This is a genomic window from Sphingomonas sp. HF-S4 (genome assembly GCF_032911445.1).
Taxonomy (GTDB): domain Bacteria; phylum Pseudomonadota; class Alphaproteobacteria; order Sphingomonadales; family Sphingomonadaceae; genus Sphingomonas; species Sphingomonas agrestis.
In genome coordinates this window covers 1,783,674-1,802,505 of sequence record NZ_JAWJEJ010000001.1, presented here as the reverse complement: position 1 = coordinate 1,802,505, position 18,832 = coordinate 1,783,674, and the positions used below count along the sequence as shown (strand labels likewise).

Sequence of the window (18,832 nt, the reverse complement as noted above, 5' to 3'; positions counted from 1 at the left end):
GCAAGCGGTGACCAGCCGCGCCCGACACGCATCCGCGCAAAAGCGGAGCCACAGGGGAGGTTTGCATGAGGGAATTCCATTCGAAGCGTCGGTTCCGCGTGCTGCAGGGCGGCGTCTCGCTCTGCGCGCTGATCGCATTGGGCGCGGCATCGGCCGCGGTTGCGCAGACTGCCGACGCGCCGGCGCAGCAGGCCGATCCGGATGTGCAGGATAGCGGCCCCGACATCGTCGTGGTCGGCGTGCGCGCCGCGCTCGATACCTCGCAGAATATCAAGAAGAACGCCGACACCTTCGTCGACTCGATCACTGCGACCGATATCGGAGCCTTCCCCGACAAGTCGGCGGCCGAAGCGCTGCAGCGCGTGCCGGGCATCACCGTCAACCGGCTCCAGTCGGCTGACGACAGCACCCACCCCTCAGGCGAGCCGACGGGCGTGCTGATCCGCGGCCTCACCCAGGTGCGCACCGAGTTCAACGGCCGCGACAGCTTCTCGGCGGATTCCGCGCGCGGGCTCCAGTTCAACGACGTCTCGCCCGAGCTGCTCGCGGGGGTCGATGCGTACAAGAACCAGACCGCCGAGATGATCGAGGGCGGCATCGCCGGCACGGTAAACCTGCGCACGCGGCTGCCGTTCGACCAGAAGGGCCTGCTCGTCACCGGCAATTTCCGGATGAACTATGGCGACCGTTCGGATCGCTGGACCCCCGAATTTTCGGGGCTGATCAGCAACGTCTTCGAGACGCCGATCGGCCGCTTCGGGCTGCTCGCGAGCTATGCCGAGAGCAAGGTGGTGACGCGCACCGAGAGCGTGATCATGGACAAGATCAACACCTATTGCACGGCGGGCTTCGGCACCCCGGCGGCGGGATCGGTGGCGGCCGACGGCAGCGTGAACTGCACCGCCAATCCGTTCGGCGGCACCGGCTTCGCGCTGGCGCCCGACGGGGTGCGCTTCTCCGAAGTCGATTACGACCGCAAGCGCCGCGGCATCGCGCTCGCCGCGCAATATGAGAGCAACAGCGGCAACGTCCGCGCGACGCTGCAATATATCGACTCGCACTATCGCAATGCCTGGCTCGAGCGCGCCAGCCACGCCAAGCTCGAGGGCGGCTATTTCGGCACGCCCGCGTTCAATCCGCGCACCGGGACGGTGCTAGGCCCGGCGGACGGCAGCGGCGCTTTGGTGTTCGGATCGAACGGCATGCTGCAATCGGGCATTCTGACGCAGGGACATGGCAGCTTCAGCGGCACCTGGGAAAGCACGCAGGCTGCGATCAATGCGGGCTCGGCGGTGCCGGGCCTGCCCTTCGTCAACAACTGCGCCGCGCCGTCGGTGTGCACCACGCTGCGCGACGGGCTGTATCTCGAGAACGAGGCGCGCAACTTCGCGCACCGCGAGGGGACGCGCGACTTTTCGGGCAATCTCAAATGGGACGTGTCGGATCGCGTCCACGCCAATTTCGACGTCCAGTATATCGACGCCTCGACCTACAATAACGACATCCTCGTCGCTTCGGGATCGATGGCGAATTTCGACTACAGCACCAACGAGGACGGAACCCCTCAGATCGCTTTCCTGCCCGGCTCGAACGTGAACTACGCGTCTGGCGGGCTTTCCAACCCGCATAATTACTGGATCCCGTTCATCCAGGGCCATGTCGAGGACAATGACGCGACCGAGCTCGCGCTGCGCACCGACCTCGAATACGAGTTCGGCGAGGGCGGCTGGTTCAATTCCTTGAAGGCCGGCGTGCGCTATGCCGACCGCAAGCAGAATGTCCGCTATTCGACCTTCAACTGGACCCCGATCGCGCAGCCCTGGTATTGCAACGGGCCGGGCTTCAACGCCGACAACACCACCGGCGGCGCCTATCCCAGCAATACCGGAAACTGCGGCGGCAATGCCGGGCGCGCGCCGTTCCGCGGCTATGGCGCCGGGATCTGGGAATCCTATGCGATGGGGGATTTCTACGACGGCAAGGTCTTCCCCAACGACTCGCTGGTCTTCCTCAACCGCGCTACGCTGAACGACTTCAACAAGCTGCTTGGGTCGCTGGGCGGCGCGGCGACCAACTCGCCGATCGCGCCGGGCTACACTGCGATCTGCGACCGGGCCGAGGCGACCGTCGACGACTGCTTCACCCCCGGTGAAGTGCTCAAGGTGCGCGAGCAGACCGAGGCGGCGTATCTGATGCTGCGCTTCGGCGGCGACGACAAGACGATCGGCGGGATGAGCGTGGTCGGCAATGTCGGGCTGCGCGTGGTGCGGACGCGCGAGACCAGCGAGGGCAGCGTCGCCTTCCCGCTGGCCGGCAACATCTTCAATGGCCTCCAGCCCTGCGGCACGCCGCTCAGCGGCACCGCCATCGTCAATCCGAGCTGCTATCTGACGCCAGCCATCCAGGCCTTCGCCAACGGCGCGGCGCTGGCCGATACCTACAAGGCGTCGAGCACGCAGTGGCTGCCGAGCTTCAACGTGCGGCTGGGGCTGGACGACAAGAGCTTCGTGCGCTTCGCCTATTCGCGGGCGATGTCACGGCCCGATATCGGCTTCCTGCGCAACAGCGTGGCGATCAACGCGCCGATCCTCAACACCGGGCCGGATTCGCCGTATATCGTGTTCAATTCGCCGACCGCGCCGCGGACCGCGGCGAACGTCACCGGCTACAACTTTGTGTTCCAGGCCAATGCCGGCAATCCGGCGCTCCAGCCGATCACCGCCGACCAGTTCGACGTGTCGTTCGAGCATTATTTCGGGCGGAGCAGCTCGTTCACGCTGACCGGCTTTTACAAGAAGCTCAACGGCAGCATCGCCTTCGGCCAGATCGCGCGGACTTTCGCCAACAATGGGTCGAGCCAGACGGTGCAGATCCTCGGGCCCGCCAATTCGGACGAGGGCGGCAAGCTGACCGGCGCCGAAGTGGCGGTGCAGACCTTCTTCGACTTCCTGCCCGGGCCGCTGAGCGGGCTCGGCGCGCAGCTCAACTATACGTTCGTCCACCAGTCCGACATCAGCAACTCGAACCTGCTCAATGCCTCGTCGAGCGCCAATCTGGGCGCGGTGGGGGCGGGGCAGCCGGCGCTGGGCGGCACCGGTTCGGTGATCGACTCGCACCAATTGGCCGGCATCTCGAAGCACACGTTCAACGCGGTGGCATTGTACGAGAAGGGGCCGGTGGGCTTCCGCCTCGCGTACAATTGGCGCTCGCGCTACCTGACGCAGAACCTCGACTGCTGCATCGGGCTGCCGGTGTTCCAGAAGGCGGCGGGGTATCTCGACGGGTCGCTGCGGCTCTCGCTCAACCGCTTCTTCGAAGTGTCGCTCGACGCGTCGAACCTGCTCAACACCACCAGCGTGTACCAGCAACAGATCTTCGGGGACTCGCCCGCGACCCCGAATGCGCGGCCGGTGTACCTGGATTCGGCGTGGAGCCGAGTCGATCGCCGCTTTCAGTTCGGGCTGCGCGCCAAGTTCTGAGACCCTTCCTCGCGCCGCTGCCCCAACCCCGGCAGCGGCACTGTTTTTTCGGGACTCCCACAAGGATTGATCATGCGTGTTCGTGTTGCCGCCGTTTCGCTTGTTGTCCTCGCGCAGGGCATCGCGTCCGCGCAGGCGCGCGAGTGCGTCCAGTCACCTGGGAAGGTGCTCGAGCTGTGCGTCGCGGTGGACCAGGGCAGGGCAACCTATCAGGTCAGCCGGGAGGGCAAGCAGGTGCTGGCGCCCGGCGAGCTGGGGCTGAACTTCGAAGGCGAGCAGGTCGCGCGCTTCGCCACGCTTACCGATCCGCGGCGCAAGTCGGTCGATACGCGCTGGGAGCTGCCCTGGGGCGAGGCGCGGGTGATCCGCGATCGCCACAACGAACTGGTGGTGACGCTTGGCGGGGACACGCCGCGCAATCGCGCGGTCGAGGCGACGTTCCGGGTGTTCGATGACGGCGTCGGGCTACGCTATGGCTATGCGATCGCCGATGGTCAGGCAGTCAAGGTTACCGGCGACCGCACCCAGTTCCGCCCGGTCGGGCCGCACCAGGCTTGGTGGTATCAGGCGCTGGGGCAGGAGCGCGACGAGTATCTCTACACCCAGACCGACGCGCGACGGATCACGCTGGCCGAGACGCCGCTGACGCTGAAGGGCGACAATGGCGTATACCTCTCGTTCCACGAGGCGGCCCTGGTCGATTTCCCGAGCATGCTGCTTGCGGGGAACGGCACCGGGACGCTCACCGCCTCGCTGATGCCCGCGCCCGACGGCACCGCCGCGGCGAAGACCGGGCCGTTCGTCACGCCGTGGCGGACGGTGCTGATCGGCGACAGCCCCGCGGCGCTGGCCGACAGCCGGATCGAGCTCAACCTCAACGAACCCAACCGGCTCGGCGATGTCTCGTGGTTCAAGCCGGGGAAGTATGTCGGGATCTGGTGGGAGATGCACCTCAGCCATTCGACCTGGGGCAGCGGCTGGCGCCACGGGGCGAACACCGACAATGTGAAGCGCTATATCGACTTCGCCGCGAAGAACGGGTTCGGGGGGGTGCTGGTCGAGGGATGGAATCGCGGCTGGGACGGCGACTGGATCGCAAACGGCGACAAGTTCAGCTTCACCCAGGCCTATCCCGATTTCGACGCACCCGGGCTTGCCGCCTATGCCAAAGCCAAGGGCGTCCAGCTGATCGGGCACAACGAGACGGGCGGCGGCGTCGAGAATTACGAACGCCAGCTCGAGGACGCGATGGCGTTTTACGCCCGGCTCGGGGTCGGTGTGGTCAAGACGGGCTATGTCCGCCACAGCGGCGAGATTCTAGACGCGAACGGTGGCAAGCAATGGTTCGCGGGGCAGTATATGGTCCGCCACCACCAGCGTGTCGCCGAAGTCGCCGCGAAGCACCGCATCGCGATCGATGCGCACGAGCCCGTCAAGGAGACCGGCCTCCGGCGCACCTGGCCCAATCTGGTCAGCCGCGAAGGTGCGCGCGGGCAGGAGTTCAACGCCTGGGGCGTGCCGACCAACCCGCCCGAGCATCTCACCATATTGCCGTTCACCCGGATGCTCGCCGGGCCGATGGACTTCACGCCCGGCATCTTCGACCTCGCTCACGGCCAGACCGAACTTACGCGTCGGGTGCAATCGACCCTGGCGACGCAGCTCGCCGAATATGTCGTGCTCTATTCGCCGGTGCAGATGGCCGCCGACCTGCCGGAAAATTACGAGGCGCGGCCCGACGCATTCCAGTTCATCAAGGACGTGCCGACCGACTGGGAACAGTCGCGCACGCTGCAGGCGGCGATCGGAGACTATGTCGTCGTAGCGCGGCAGGCGCGCGGCGGGGCCGACTGGTATCTTGGCGCGATCACCGACGAGAATGCGCGGGCGTTGCGCCAGCCGCTCGATTTCCTCGCACCCGGCAAGCGCTACGAGGCGCAGATCTATGCCGATGCGGTGGGCGCCGACTATCGCACCAATCCCCAGGCCTATCGGATCGAGAAACGCGTGGTGACGCGCGGCGACATGCTCGAGCTCGCGCTGGCGCCTGGTGGCGGCACCGCGATCCGCTTCCGCGCGCTCCCCTAGGCGCGGCGCGATCCTCTGCTAAGACGAGGGCCCGGATGTCGGGTTTGCCCCGTTCGCGCGTCTTGGAAGTGAAGGAGCCCGGAGCCGGCGATGTCGAGTTGGATCGAGATGTTGGCCAGGGCGAGGCGCGCGGTGCTGCGGCATGGCGCCTCGGAAGAGGATGCGGACGAATTGGTGCAGGATGCGTTCCTGAAGGTCGAGCAATATGAGCGGACGCACGCCGCGCGGTCGCGCGAGGCGCTGCTGGTCACGGCTGCGGTGAACCTGTCGATTGATCGCGGCCGCCGCCGGGCGCGCGCGCCGTTCGTCGAGATCGACGATTTCCATGCGATCGCCGACGCTACGCCCGATCCCTCGCAGATCGTCGAGCAGCAGGCGCGGCTGCGCCATGCCGCAGCCGGGCTCGAGCAATTGCCTGAGCGCACGCGGCGCATCCTGCTCAAGCGGCGGCTCGAGGACATGAGCTACGCCGAGATCGCCGTGTCGGAGGGCATGTCGGTCGCCGCAGTCGAGAAGCAGGTCGCGCGTGCGACGCTGCAATTGATGCAGTGGATGGCGGAATGGTGACCTCGCATCCGCTGCTCCGCAAGGGTGCCGATGCCGAGGCGGCCGCCTGGCTCGCGCGGCTCCAGGACAAGGATCGCAGCCCTGCCACCGAAGAAGCGTTCAAGGCCTGGGCGCATGCCGATCCTGCGCATGAAGAGGCGTTCGAGCGCGCGACCGAGATCTGGGCAATGATCCCCGGTGCGATGCTCTGTGCGGATGCGCCGTCCGCCACGCCGGTGCAATTGCCGGTTCGCCGGGCGCCGGCGTGGCGGGTCGCTGCCTATGCGATGGCGGCCTCGCTGCTGGTCGCCATCGGCGCGGGAGGCGGCTGGTGGCTGCTCAGCGATCCGCACGATTATGCCACGCGCGTGGGCGAGCAGAAGGTCGCGACGCTCGAGGATGGCAGCCGGATCGCGCTCAATACCGACACCGAAATCGACGTGGCCTATGATGCGAAGACGCGCCGGGTAACACTGTCGCGCGGCGAGGCGATGTTCGAAGTCGCGCCCAATGCCGCTCGCCCGTTCCTCGTTCGCGCGGGTAACCGGCAGGTCCGTGCAATCGGTACCAGCTTCATCGTTCGCCGCGATGCGAACGGGGTGGTGGTGACGCTGATCCAGGGCAAGGTTTCGGTCACCGATGTGTCCCAGCGCGCTGCGCGGCCGACAATGCTGGCGCCGGGAGAGCGGCTGACCGCCGGCCCAGGCAGCGCGACGCCACTGATCGACCAGCCGCAGATCGACGCCGCGACGGCGTGGCGCCGCGGCCAGGCGGTCTTCAACGATACGCCGCTAGCCGCCGCTATAGCCGAGCTAAACCGCTATGGCGGTCCACGCATCTCGGTAGACGATCCCCATCTCGCTTCGTTGCGGATTTCAGGGGTGTTCGCCACCAACGACACTGCCGAATTCGCCAATGCGGTCGCGGCGTTGCATCGCCTTCGTGTCGAAAAGATGGGCGCAGAGCTGCATTTGTTGCGCTGATTAATGCGACGGTGACATTTTTGTTTCCCCAGCATGTCGGTTTCGCAATGCACCATCGTCTGAGAAGTGAGGGGTCGTAATCCTCGCGGTCCCGGACTGGGGGGAATCGATGGTATCGAAGGTATCGCTTTCGGCGCTTGCGGTGGCATGCGCGCTCACGGCGCCGGTGGGGGCTTTTGCGCAGGCGCGCTATTCGTTCGACTTGCCGTCGCAGCCCTTGGAAACGTCGCTCAATGCCGTGGCGTCGCGTACCGGCACCAACATCGTATTCTCGAACGACGCGGTCCGGGGCAAGAAGGCGCCGGCGCTGCGCGGCGATTTCGACGCCAAGGGCGCGTATCGCCAGCTTCTGGGTGGGTCGGGGCTGACGCTGAGCGTGACGAGCGGGGGTTCGTATGTCGTTGGCCAGGCGCTGACCCAGGGTAGCGCAGTCGATGGACCGGCAGGCTCGATCGTCGGCCATGTCGCCGAGGCGGATGGCAGCCGCAACGTCGCCGGCGCGCTCGTCCGGATCGTCGAGACCGGGCAGACCGCCAAGGCTGACGATCTCGGCGACTTCCGTTTCCCGAGCGTGCGGCCGGGCACCTACACGGTTGAGATCTCGTTTCTCGGTTTCCCGACGATCACGCAGACGGTGCAGGTGAGCAGCGGCAGCGCGGCGACGCTCGAGCTGGCGATGGGCGAGACCGGCGCGGCCGAGATCGTCGTCTATGGCTCGCGCAGCGCGACCGCCAATGCGCTCAACCTCCAGCGCACCGCATCGAACAATTCCGAAGTGATCTCGGCCGACGACCTCGGCAATTTCACCGGCACGACCTTTTCCGACGCGCTCCGCCGCACCGCCGGCGTGTCATTCCAGCGCGACAGCGTGACCGGCGACGGCACCAACGTCATCGTCCGCGGGCTCGATCCGGACATGAACAACGTCAAGCTCAACGGGCTTCAGCTTCCCGTCGGCAACGGCACCGGGCGTTCGGCGGACCTGAGCAACCTGCTCGCGGATTCGGTGAGCAAGATCACGATCAGCAAGAGCCTGCTGCCCAGCCAGGACAGCGCCGGCACCGGCGGGCTGATCGAGATCGAGACGCTGTCGCCGCTTAACCGTCCACGCCGCTATGCCAATTTCCAGCTCGAAGGCGGGCTGAGCGGCAAGGATTTCAGCAAGGATCTGCTCGCCTCGGGCACGATCGCCGGCCGCTTTGGCGCGCAGGAGAATTTCGGGATCAGTGCCTCGGTCCAATACCGCCGCAACTCGGTGCGCAATGTGTCGTACGGCACCGTCACCCGCTACGGTGCTTTCCTGCCTAATGCAGCGAACGGCACGCCGACGCTGACGTCCGCGGAGGGCCTGGATCCCCGCGCCACCTTTCCTTTCGTCGCAGGCGACGATCGCGCGTACGTCCTGGAGTTGATGGCCAGCTTCAACCATGTGAAGCAGGCGACGCTGGCGGCGACCGTTTCGGCCGAATGGCAGGTGGCGGATCACACCAATTGGAAGTTCGACTTCCAGCATGCCGAGGCCAAGCGCACCACCTATGACATGACCGACACGTTCGGCGCGCTGAGCGAATATTCCGATATTCCGGGAGGCGAGGCGATCTCGGCCTTGCATCTCGATCTGGCGCCCGGCAACGCGGGGCTGCGGCGGCAGCAAGCCTATCATTACGACCCGGACGCCAAGACGATCACCGATACGTACAGCTTCAACGGCAAGACGACCGCGGGCAAGCTGACCTTCGTCTATCTCGCCGGTTACGCGCACGGCAGCGAGCGGCACGACCGGAATGCCACGCTGGACATGCGCACTCCGGCAATCGACGCGACCGCGGCCTATTTCCAGCCCGGCGCGACCGATTCAACGCTCGGCTATATCGTCAGCCCGTTCGGCCGACGCAGCGGCAGCGGCATCCCGATCCCGCTGCTCAGCGCTGCGGGCTGGGCGCTGATCAACGATCCCTCGCTCTACACGATCACCCAGGGCACCGGGCAGATCGACGCGAGCACCGGCAGCAACGATCGCTATACCGGCGATGTCAGTTTGCGCTGGGACATCGGCGCGGGCTTTCTCAAATATATCCAGGTCGGCGCGCGTTTCGAGCGCGCCGAGTTCAAGAGCGACAATGCGCGCATCCAGTTCAGCGGCAATGCCTCGCTCCAGGCATTGGGTCTCCCGTTCGAGCCGACCGACCTGACCCGCATCGGCGTTACCGGCGCCAATTTCACTGCGCTGAGCGAAAAGACCTTCATCGACTTCATCGACAATATCGGCGACTATCCGGCGGTGATCCTGTCACCGATCGCGCCGGTGCCCGGGCAGGACGAGCAGGCGACGCGCGAGGACAATTACGCCGCCTATATTCAGAGCAGCCTGCAGTTCGGCAAGCTCGAGCTGATCGGTGGGGTGCGTTACAACCGCACCGATCTGCGCGCGTCCAACCTGCTGTTCCCAACCTATATCGGCCCCATCCTGCCGGCGAATGGCGGCGGGTTCGGGATCGATCTTGCCTTCCAGAACCAGTTCAGCCGGCTGGTGACCGAGAAGGCGACGTCGGAGGATTTCCTGCCGCGTATCCTGTTCAACTATCGCGAGAGCGACAATCTTATCTTCCGCGGCGGCTACTTCCTCTCCGTCGCGCGGCCCCAGATCGGCAACCTGTCGCGGCAATCGCGGATCAGCTTCATCAATATCCCGATCCCGGGACCGAACGGCGTGCAGCCGATCCTCCAGATCAATTCGGGCAATCCGAACCTGAAGCAGGCGACGACGCACAATTTCGACCTGAGCGCCGAATATTATCACAAGATCGGCATCATCAAGCTTGGCGGCTTCTACAAGCGGATCAACAATCTGCTCCAGGCCAACGAGACCAACGGCCCCGCCAGCCTGGGGAACGTCACGCTTCCCGATCACCCCTATTTCCAGGGGCCGCCCTATTTCGATCCGGCGAACCCGCAGAACTTCTTCATCAACGGAGGCTCGCCGATCAACAGCGAGCATCCCGCGACGATCTGGGGCGTGGAGGGCCGGTTCGAGCGCCAGTTCGATTTCCTGCCCGGCGCGCTGAGCGGGCTGGGGGTGATCGCGAACTATACCTACACCAAGAGCAGCCGCTGGCAGCGCTATAGCTGGGCCGCAGCCCCGGCGGGACAGAACAACCTCTACGAATTCTCCGGCCTGCCGTTCAATCAGCAGCCCAAGCATACAGGGACGGTGGCGCTGAGCTACAACAAGTTCGGCTTCGACGGCACCTTGGCCTACAGCTTCCAGTCGCAGACGCTGAACAACTTCATCCCGCGCGGACTCTCTGTCTATGACAAGGGCGTGCAGACGCTCGATCTGCGCGCCGAATATTATTTCGATCCCAGGACCCGCAACTATCGGATCTATTTCGAGGGCGCGGACCTGCTCAAGGGCACGCAGACGCCCGACGTCCAGCAGTTGGTTGCCGGCTATTACACTCGCGCGACCTATCTAGGAGGGCGCAAGTTCAAGGTCGGCGCCGCGGTCACCTTCTGAAACCCCATGTGCGTATCCCTGCCGGCTTTCCCATGCGGGGGCCGGCACTTTTCCCCGAGGAACTCAGCGTCATGAAGTCCAGCAAACTGCTTCTCGCAGCGGCGGCGCTCGCCCTTGCCGCAGCCCAGCCCGCGGTCGCGCAGGAGCTCGCACCCTATCAGCAATTCACGCTCGCCAATGGGCTGCGCGTGGTGGTGCACGAGGATCACAACACGCCGAAGGTGGCGGTGTCCGTCTGGTATCACGTCGGGTCGATGAACGAGCCGCAGGGGAAGTCTGGCTTCGCGCATCTGTTCGAGCATCTGATGTTCAACGGATCGGAGCATCACGACAAGGAATATATGCCCCCGCTCCAGGAAGTCGGCGTGTCGCAGGTCAACGGCGCGACGGCGTTCGACCAGACCTGGTATTACGAGATCGTGCCGACCGGCGGGCTCGAGCGGGTGCTGTGGCTCGAGAGCGACCGGATGGGCTATCTGCTCGGCGCTGTGACCCAGGCCAAGCTCGACGAGCAGCGCGCGGTGGTCCAGAACGAGAAGCGCACGCGCGAGAACCAGCCCTATGCGATGATGTCCGAGAAGACCGGGGAGGGGGTGTTCCCGCACGGGCATCCCTATCACCACTCGATCATCGGCTCGATGGAGGATCTCAACGCCGCGTCGCTGGACGACGTGAAGTCGTGGTTCCGCGAATATTACGGCGCGTCGAACGCCGTGGTGACGCTGTCGGGCGACGTCACGCTCGATCAGGCCAAGAAGCTGATGGAGAAGTATTTCGGCAGCATCCCTGCCGGCCCGCCGACCGGGCGTACGACGGCCTGGGTACCGGTGCTCGATCGCGACAAGAGCGAAGTGATGCAGGAAGCGGTGCCCGAGACCGCGATCGCGTGGAACTGGCCGGTGCCGGGGCGCGGGACCGCCGAGGCGCCGGCGCTGCGCATGGCGGCGCAGATTCTTGGCCGCGGCAAGACCTCGCGGCTGTACCAGGCGCTCGTCCGCGACCAGCAGATCGCGACCTCGGCCTCGGCGACCTATGGCGCCTATGCAGTCGCGGGCACCTTCACCGTCGACGTGCGGCTCAAGCCCGGCGTCGATCGCGTGCAGGCCGAGGTGGCGGTCAAGGCGGTGCTTGCCGATTTCCTCGCCAAGGGGCCGAGCGTCGCCGAGCTCGAACGGACCAAGACGAGTTCCTATGCCGATACCGCGCGATCGATGGAGTCGATCTACGTCAAGGCGATGGCGCTGTCCGACGGCGCGCTGTTCGCGAACAATCCGGGGCAGTATCGCGTCGAGGAGGCCCGCTTCGCCGCAGTCACCGCGCCCGAGGTGCGCAGCATCGCCGGTAGCTGGCTCGCCAAGCCCAATTACCGGTTGACCGTGCTGCCCTTCGGCACGCGCAGCGTCGTCGCGGATAGCGCCGACCGAACCAAGCTGCCGCCGCTCGGGCCGTCGCCCGAGTTGAAGCTGCCTGGATTGCGCGAGGCGCGGCTGTCCAACGGCATCCGCGTCGTCCTGTCCGAGCGTCCCGGGACGCCGACGGTCGAGATGGCGATGGTGTTCGACGCAGGCGCCGCCGCCGAGCAACATATGAAGCGCGGACTGCAGGGCTTCACTCTCGGCATGATGGACGAAGGCACCGTGAAGCTCGGTGGGCAGGCGTTTGCCGAGAAGCAGGCGATGCTCGGGGCGCGGATCTGGGCCACCGGCGATTCCGATACCGCGGATTTCGCGCTCTCGGCGCTGCCGCGTGCGCTGCCCGAGACGGTGGCGTTGTGGGCCGACTATATCCGCAATCCCGGCTTCCGGGCGGAGGATCTCGAGCGCGACCGCGCACTGCACCTCTCGGGGCTGTCGCAGTCGCTGAGCGACCCGGGCAATATCGCCGAGCGGACCTTCGGGTACCTCCTCTACGGCGCCGACCACGCCTATGGCGTCCCGCTCGCCGGGCGCGCGGAGACGATCAAGTCGCTCAGCCGCGAGGACCTGATCGCGTTCCACGAAAACTGGATCCGCCCCGACACCGGCGTGATCTATGCGTCGGGCAACACCGACATGGCGACGCTGACCGCGGCACTCGAAAAGGCATTCGGCGACTGGAAGACGCCAGCGCGGGCCAAGGGCGTAAAGACGCTCGACCCCGTCGCCGGACAGGCCGCGCCGCGCGTAGTTCTGGTCGACAAGCCGGGGGCGATCCAGTCTGTAATCCGGGTTGGGCAGATCATGCCCACTGGCCTTGAGGCGGGAGACTTCGAGCTTCGCGCGATGAACGATGTGCTTGGCGGCGGCTTCACCGCGCGGCTCAACATGAACCTGCGCGAGGGCAAGGGCTGGACCTATGGCGCCAACAGCTACCTCGCCGATGCGCGCGGGCCGCAGGTGTTCGGCGTCGCCACCAACATCCAGACCGACAAAACCGCAGAGGCGCTCAGCGAGATCGACAAGGAGATCCGCGGCATCCGCGCCGGCCGTCCGGCGACGCGGGCCGAGCTCGACCTACTGACCAAGGGGCAGGTGCTGTCGTTGCCGGGGCAGTTCGAGACCAATCAGGCGATGGTTGGCTACCTCCAGTACATCAACCGGTACGGCAAGCCGTACGACCATGTCACCACGCTGCCCCGGCGCTATGCCGCGCTCACCCCCGAGACGATCACCGCCAATGCCGCGACGATCCGGCCCGAAGGGTTGACCTGGGTCATCGTCGGCGACCTCGCCAAGGTCGAGGCAAAGATCCGCGCGCTCAAGCTCGGCCCGGTCGAGGTGTGGGACGCGGAGGGCCGCAAGCTGCGTTAATCCGGCCGGCGATAGGCGCGCAACGCTTCGGGGGTGTTGATATTGGCCGGAGGCTGGTCGAGCGCCACCGGGACCGCATTCGCGACGCAAGCCCAGTATCGCATCGATCGGTCATCCTGTGCATCCAGATGGGCGCGCAGGCCGTCGGCGAGGGTGCAGGGCCAGAGCCCGATCACCGGCAGGCCGGCGACATAGCTCGCTGGGCGGGCGGAGAGCCTGGCGAGCAAGCCGGCGGGCAGGTCCGGCACGTCGCATGGCGCGCTGAGCACGGCCTCGAACCCGTGGTCGCGCCCGTGCAGCAGCGCCGCGCACAGCCCGCCCAGCGGGCCCAGCCCGGGGCGGGGAAGGTCGGCCAGGAACGGGATCGCGGCATGGCTGCGGCCGCACACCACCAGTGCGTCGCAGTCGCGGGCCAACGCCTCGGCGACATGCTCGATCAGCGGTCGCCCGTCGAGCAGCGCCGCTGCCTTGTCGCTGCCGAAGCGGCGCGACTGGCCGCCGGCGAGGATCGCGCCGAGCAGCTTCGTCACAGCGGGCGCAGCAGCGCGTCGGGGCGGGCGAGCACGCGCAGCTCGATCCCTGCCGCGCGGGCGCGGTCGAGCGCGAGCGCTGTGGGAGCGGAGATCGTCGCGAGCATCGGACAATCCGAGCGCGCGGCCTTTTCGACCAGTTCGTAGGAACAGCGCGAAGTGAGCAGCGCGAAGCCGTCGTCCCAGCGCAACCCGGCACGCAGCATCGCGCCGATCAGCTTGTCGAAGGCGTTATGGCGACCGACATCCTCGCGCACCAGCCTGATCGCCCCCTCGGGCGTGCAGGCCGCGGCGGCGTGGACTGCGCGGGTCGCGGCGCCGAGCGGCTGCGCCGTCTCCAGCGCCTCGAGCGCGGCAAACACCGCCGTATCGTCGCCGGCCCAACGCGTGGTGCGCACGGGCAGGGGGCGGAGCGCCTGTTCGAGGCTCTCGACGCCGCACAGCCCGCAGGAGGAATCGGCGGTGCGGTGACGGACGCGGTCGGCGACGCGATCGGCGACGCGGGCGGCGAGGGTCAGGCGTAGCAGCATGCCGTGTTCGAGTGCGTGCGCCTCGGCATCGAGCACGTCGTCGGGGGTGTCGATCAGCCGCTCGGTCAGCGCGAAGCCATAGCCGAGATCGAGCGGATCGCCCAGGCTCGCCATCAGCACGGCATAGCCCAGGCCGTTGCACTCGATCGCGACGGGCACTTCCTCGGCGATCGCCCGCGGCTGCACGGTCACCGCGCCGTCGGCGGCGACCTGCGCGAATTGGAGGGTGCGGGCGTCGTTCAGGCGCGGATCCTCACCGGCACCGATTTGGCCGCAGGGACATGGCTTTCCTCGGCATGATGCTCGACCGGCATCAGCACGTTGGCCTCGGGATAATAGGCTCCCAGGCAGCCGCGCGGAATGTCGTAGGGCGTGACGATCAGCCCTTCGCGTCGGCGCAGCACGCCATCGCCAGCGTCGCTTACCAGCGCGACGATCTGGCCGTCGGCCAGCCCCGTTGCCGTCATGTCCTCGCGGTTGATGAAGAGGACGTCGCGCGTGCCCTTCACGCCGCGGAAGCGGTCGTGATAGCCGTAGATCGTGGTGTTGAACTGGTCGTTCGAACGAAGCGTCATCAGCCGGAAGCGGCCCTCTTCATCGGCGAAACCGGTGGCGCTGAGGCCGGTAGGGGCGAGGAACTCGGCCCTGCCGCTTGGCGTCTGCCAGAGGCGCTCCGATGCCTTGTTGCCCTTCCAAAAGCCGCCGGGGGTGAAGAGGCGCGCGTTGAAGTCCTTGAAGATCGCCGGATAGGTCGCCTCGATCGCGTCGCGGATGCGGCCGTAATCGGCGACCCAGCTATCCCAGTCGAGCCGCGGGTTGGGCGGCAGGATGCGCTTGGCGATCTCGGCGACGATGCGCGGCTCGGAGAGGAGATGGGGGCTTGCCGGGGTGGACTTGCCGCGCGAGCCGTGGATGCAACTGGTCGAATCCTCGGTCGATACCGCCTGCGGGCCGCTTTCCTGCAGGTCTGCCTCGATCCGGCCGAGGCAGGGGAGGAGATAGGTGACTTTCCCCGCGAACAGATGGTTGCGGTTGAGCTTCGTGGCGATCTGGACCGAGAGGTCGAGCCTTGGCCAGGCAGCTTCCATCGCCCCGGTCTCGGGCACGGCGCGGAGGAAGTTGCCGCCCAGGCCGATCACGGCCTTCACCGATCCGTCGATCACGCCTCGACACGTTTCGACGGTGTCGAGGCCCTTCTCGGTCGGCGGATCGAAGTCGTAGAGTTCCTTGAGCTTGTCGACGGGGACGAGCTCGGTCTTCTCGGTGATGCCGACGGTGCGCTGGCCCTGGACGTTCGAATGGCCGCGAACCGGGGTAGGGCCTGCGCCTGGCTTGCCAATATTGCCGCGCAGCAGCAGCAGGTTCACGACCATGCGGACATTCTCGACGCCCTTGACGTGCTGGGTCAGCCCCATGCCGTAGATCGCCATCACTGCCTTCGACCGAGCGTAGACGCGCGCCGCCGCCTCCAGCGCCGAGCGTGCGAGCCCGGATTCGCGCTCGATGGCGGCCCATTCGGCACCGCGCGCGGCGGCCGCGAAGGCATCGAAATCCTGGGTGTGCTGCGCGATGAACTCGACATCGAGCACGCGCGGATCGCCAACCGCGAACGCGGCATCGTCCCATTCGATCAGGAACTTGGCGATGCCGAGCATCGCGGCGATGTCGCCGCCCGCCTTGACCTGGTGATATTGGGTCGAAATCGCGGTCTCGCCGCCGGTGAGCATCTCCACCGGGTTCTGCGGATCGGTGAAGCGTTCGAGCCCACGTTCCTTGAGCGGATTGAAGGTGACGATCTCGACGCCGCGCTTGCGCGCGCTACGCAGATCGTGGAGCATCCGCGGGGCGTTCGATCCGACATTCTGGCCGAAGAAGAAGATCGCGTCGCACTTCTCGAAATCCTCGAGCCGCGTCGTTCCCACCGGCACGCCGATCGCCGCCTTCAGCCCGACCGACGTCGATTCATGGCACATATTCGAGCTGTCGGGCAGGTTCTGGTTGCCGAACATCCGTGCCATCAGCCCGTACATGTACGACGCCTCGAGGCTGGTGCGGCCCGAGGAATAGAAGGCGACCGATTTGGGGTCGAGCGGGCGCAGCGCGGCTCCGATCGCGTCGAACGCCTCTTCCCAGCCGCACGCGACATATTTGTCGGTGGCGGCGTCGTAGCGTAGCGGATGAGTCAGCCGGCCGTGCTGCTCGAGGTCGTAATCGGTCCAGCCGCGCAGCTCGGCGAGCGTGTGCTGCGCGAAGAATTCGGGGGTGGTGCGCAACGTGGTGAGTTCCCAGGCGGTCGCCTTGGCGCCTTCCTCGCAGAACTCGGCGGGATGGTGGTCGGCGGGCTTGGGCCAGGCGCAGCTGACGCACACGAACCCGTCGGGCTTGTTCTGGCGGGCGAGCTGGCGGATCGCGTCGGGCTTTACGCGCTCGCGCGGCAGGATCTCGGCGAGCGAGCGGACCGATCCCCAGCCGCCGGCGGGGCCGGGAAAGGGCTTGATCTCGGGCTTGTCCGAACGCTGCTTCGCCATCTGTGCACCCTTTGCCGCTCGAAATCCCCGGAAGTTTCGAACGGTCGAGCGCGACAATGGTTCGGGCATCTGCGACTGCAAAGCGAAATCGCGTGGGGCCTGCGCGCGCAGATGTGGATAAATGCAGAGGAGCGCTTGACCCCGACCGCATCCTTCCCTAACCGGCGCTTCCACGCTCCGGCATGGCCCCTTCGTCTAGCGGTTAGGACGCGGCCCTTTCACGGCTGAAGCACGGGTTCGATTCCCGTAGGGGTCACCATCGTCAGTTCGCATGCCTTGTCGCGCGGTTGACTCTGGAGCCAGCGCATTCACTGTCGGTTGGCCTCCAGACCCACCAGATACTTCTCGTGATCCTGCGCGGTGCCGACGAAGCGGCGCATGCGCTTGAGCCGTTCGGGCGGCAGCGCCGCCTCGGCTTCGGCGAGCCGCGTCGCGATCCGGTCGGCGCTGAAGTCGGGCACGCCGGCACGCTTTAGATTGGCGGCGTTGCGGATCGAATCGCCGCTGCACAGCACGAGCGCCCAATTCCTGCCGCTCCGCTCGAACAGCGCCCGGCCGCCGAATTCGGCTTGCGTCCAGTCGGCGATCGCATGGTCGCCGCTGATCACCACCGGCCCGACTTCGAGCGGGAAGCGCGCGCTGCCGAAATGCAGCTGGGTAGCCCCGCGCACCTGCCCCTCGTCGAGCACCGCATTGGGGATGCAGCCGGCGAGGAGCAGTGCCGCGGCGGGCGGCCACCACCGCCTAGCCACGGATCAGCTGCTGCAGTTGCCCGAGCGCCTCGGGCTCGGGCGCGTGGCTGTCCATCGTCTCTACGAAGCCGCCGTTGCGATCGAACAGCAGGATGCGCGCGGTATGGTCGATCGTATAGTCGCCATTGGGCAGCGGCACCTTCTCGATATAGACCTTGTACGCCTTGGTCATCTTGTCGAGCTCGGCGGGCTCGCCGGTGAGACCGATCACCGGCGCGTCGAACATCGACAGGAAGCTGGCGATATCCTCGCGCTTGTCGTGCTCGGGATCGACGGAGACGAAGACGATATTGAGCTTGTTGCCTTCGGTACCCAGCTTGCGGTGGAGCAGCGCCATGCGGTTCATCGTAGTCGGGCAAACGTCGGGGCAGCGCGTGAAGCCGAAGAACATCGCGGTCGGCTTGCCCTTGAGCGTCTGGTCGGTGACGCTCCGGCCCTTGGTGTCGACGAGCCGGAAGGAACCGCCGGGCGTGGAGGCGGTCGCGGCGGACGATTGCCGGTTGCCGTCGCCGGTCGGCCCCGAGCAGGCGGCGACGGCGAGTCCCATCGCCAGCGGCGCGAACAGGCGGTTGCGAATGCCGCGCATCACTGGTGCCCCCCGCTGCCGGAGGGAGCCGGGGCACCTGGCGCGGCGACGGCGAGTTGCACCTGGATGGTGCCGGCGCGCGCGAAGCGCAGCGTCGCGGGCACGAGATCGCCTTGCTTGAGCGGTGCTTTGAGGCCGATCAGCATGAGGTGATTGCCGCCCGGGGCGAGCGTAGCGACGCTGCGGGCCGGGATCTCCAGCCCATCGGGCAGCGGCCGCATCCGCATCACGCCGCCATCCATCGACATGGTGTGGATCTCGACCTTGGCGGCCCGCGGCGAACTGGCGGAAAGCAGCCGATCGGGCCGGGCGTCGGTGTTGCGGATCGTGAGGAAGCCGGCGCCGACCTGCGCGCGCGGTGCGGTGGCGCGCGACCAGGCCTGGCTGATCAGGATCGTCCCCTTGCGCGCCTGTTGCGCGGCGGCGGGGGCGTGGGGAAGCGCCCATCCACCGGCGAGCAGCGCGGCGGCGGCGAGGAAGGAATGGGGAATACGCAAGCGGCAA

Annotated in this window: 12 protein-coding genes and 1 tRNA gene; 7 read left to right on the top strand and 6 right to left on the bottom strand. The window is 66.7% G+C overall.

Annotation, left to right across the window (positions count from 1 at the left end; genetic code table 11):
- The first annotated feature begins 65 nt into the window (after positions 1–65).
- From RZN05_RS07805 to RZN05_RS07780, 6 genes are all read left to right on the top strand, one after another.
- Complete coding sequence (locus tag RZN05_RS07805) at positions 66–3,479, top strand: TonB-dependent receptor (RefSeq protein ID WP_317226050.1); 3,414 nt, start codon at positions 66–68, stop codon at positions 3,477–3,479.
- 72 nt (positions 3,480–3,551) lie between these two features.
- A complete protein-coding gene (locus RZN05_RS07800) occupies positions 3,552–5,567 on the top strand; it encodes a glycoside hydrolase family 97 protein (RefSeq protein ID WP_317226049.1) in 2,016 nt (671 codons plus the stop codon).
- Between the two features lie 90 nt (positions 5,568–5,657).
- Positions 5,658–6,134: an RNA polymerase sigma factor gene (locus RZN05_RS07795; RefSeq protein ID WP_317226048.1), complete on the top strand. Its 477-nt coding sequence runs from the start codon at positions 5,658–5,660 to the stop codon at positions 6,132–6,134.
- Positions 6,128–7,096, top strand: a complete 969-nt coding sequence (locus RZN05_RS07790; RefSeq protein ID WP_317226047.1) for a FecR family protein — start codon at positions 6,128–6,130, stop codon at positions 7,094–7,096. Before RZN05_RS07795 ends, RZN05_RS07790 begins: the two co-directional genes overlap by 7 nt.
- Positions 7,097–7,205: 109 nt before the next feature.
- Positions 7,206–10,613, top strand: coding sequence for a TonB-dependent receptor (locus tag RZN05_RS07785; protein WP_317226046.1), 3,408 nt, complete (start codon positions 7,206–7,208; stop codon positions 10,611–10,613).
- Between the two features lie 71 nt (positions 10,614–10,684).
- Entirely contained in the window at positions 10,685–13,402 is a 2,718-nt protein-coding gene (locus RZN05_RS07780) for a M16 family metallopeptidase (protein ID WP_317226044.1), read from the top strand.
- Here RZN05_RS07780 and mobA read toward each other — a convergent pair.
- The 3 genes from mobA to RZN05_RS07765 are packed head-to-tail and all read right to left on the bottom strand — an operon-like array spanning position 13,399 to position 16,990.
- Positions 13,399–13,932, bottom strand: coding sequence for a molybdenum cofactor guanylyltransferase (gene mobA, locus RZN05_RS07775; protein ID WP_317226043.1), 534 nt, complete (start codon positions 13,930–13,932; stop codon positions 13,399–13,401). The genes RZN05_RS07780 and mobA overlap by 4 nt on opposite strands.
- A complete protein-coding gene (locus RZN05_RS07770) occupies positions 13,929–14,705 on the bottom strand; it encodes a formate dehydrogenase accessory sulfurtransferase FdhD (RefSeq protein ID WP_394804819.1) in 777 nt (258 codons plus the stop codon). Before RZN05_RS07770 ends, mobA begins: the two co-directional genes overlap by 4 nt.
- A complete protein-coding gene (locus RZN05_RS07765; RefSeq protein WP_317226041.1) occupies positions 14,702–16,990 on the bottom strand; it encodes an FdhF/YdeP family oxidoreductase in 2,289 nt (762 codons plus the stop codon). The genes RZN05_RS07770 and RZN05_RS07765 overlap by 4 nt, the downstream gene beginning before the upstream one ends.
- A gap of 184 nt (positions 16,991–17,174) precedes the next feature.
- On the opposite strand from RZN05_RS07765, the gene RZN05_RS07760 reads away from it, so the two are divergent.
- Positions 17,175–17,249: transfer RNA gene (locus RZN05_RS07760), tRNA-Glu, on the top strand.
- Between the two features lie 49 nt (positions 17,250–17,298).
- On the opposite strand, the gene RZN05_RS07755 is transcribed toward RZN05_RS07760, so the two are convergent.
- The 3 genes from RZN05_RS07755 to RZN05_RS07745 are packed head-to-tail and all read right to left on the bottom strand — an operon-like array spanning position 17,299 to position 18,825.
- A complete protein-coding gene (locus tag RZN05_RS07755; protein ID WP_317226040.1) occupies positions 17,299–17,742 on the bottom strand; it encodes a copper uptake system-associated protein in 444 nt (147 codons plus the stop codon).
- On the bottom strand, positions 17,735–18,328 hold the full coding sequence (locus RZN05_RS07750; protein WP_317226039.1) for an SCO family protein: 594 nt from the start codon (positions 18,326–18,328) through the stop codon (positions 17,735–17,737). The genes RZN05_RS07755 and RZN05_RS07750 overlap by 8 nt, the downstream gene beginning before the upstream one ends.
- Positions 18,328–18,825 carry a copper chaperone PCu(A)C gene (locus RZN05_RS07745; protein WP_317226038.1) on the bottom strand — a complete coding sequence of 166 codons (498 nt, stop codon included), beginning with the start codon at positions 18,823–18,825 and terminating at the stop codon, positions 18,328–18,330. The genes RZN05_RS07750 and RZN05_RS07745 overlap by 1 nt, the downstream gene beginning before the upstream one ends.
- Between the last annotated feature and the right edge of the window lie 7 nt (positions 18,826–18,832).

Bases quoted from the DNA above. Each gene is read 5' to 3' on its own strand.
- RZN05_RS07750 (WP_317226039.1), bottom strand. From the start codon at position 18,328: ATGCGCGGCATTCGCAACCGCCTGTTCGCGCCGCTGGCGATGGGACTC.
- RZN05_RS07790 (WP_317226047.1), top strand. From the start codon at position 6,128: ATGGTGACCTCGCATCCGCTGCTCCGCAAGGGTGCCGATGCCGAGGCG.
- RZN05_RS07795 (WP_317226048.1), top strand. From the start codon at position 5,658: ATGTCGAGTTGGATCGAGATGTTGGCCAGGGCGAGGCGCGCGGTGCTG.
- RZN05_RS07765 (WP_317226041.1), bottom strand. From the start codon at position 16,990: ATGGCGAAGCAGCGTTCGGACAAGCCCGAGATCAAGCCCTTTCCCGGC.
- RZN05_RS07800 (WP_317226049.1), top strand. From the start codon at position 3,552: ATGCGTGTTCGTGTTGCCGCCGTTTCGCTTGTTGTCCTCGCGCAGGGC.
- RZN05_RS07785 (WP_317226046.1), top strand. From the start codon at position 7,206: ATGGTATCGAAGGTATCGCTTTCGGCGCTTGCGGTGGCATGCGCGCTC.
- RZN05_RS07780 (WP_317226044.1), top strand. From the start codon at position 10,685: ATGAAGTCCAGCAAACTGCTTCTCGCAGCGGCGGCGCTCGCCCTTGCC.
- RZN05_RS07805 (WP_317226050.1), top strand. From the start codon at position 66: ATGAGGGAATTCCATTCGAAGCGTCGGTTCCGCGTGCTGCAGGGCGGC.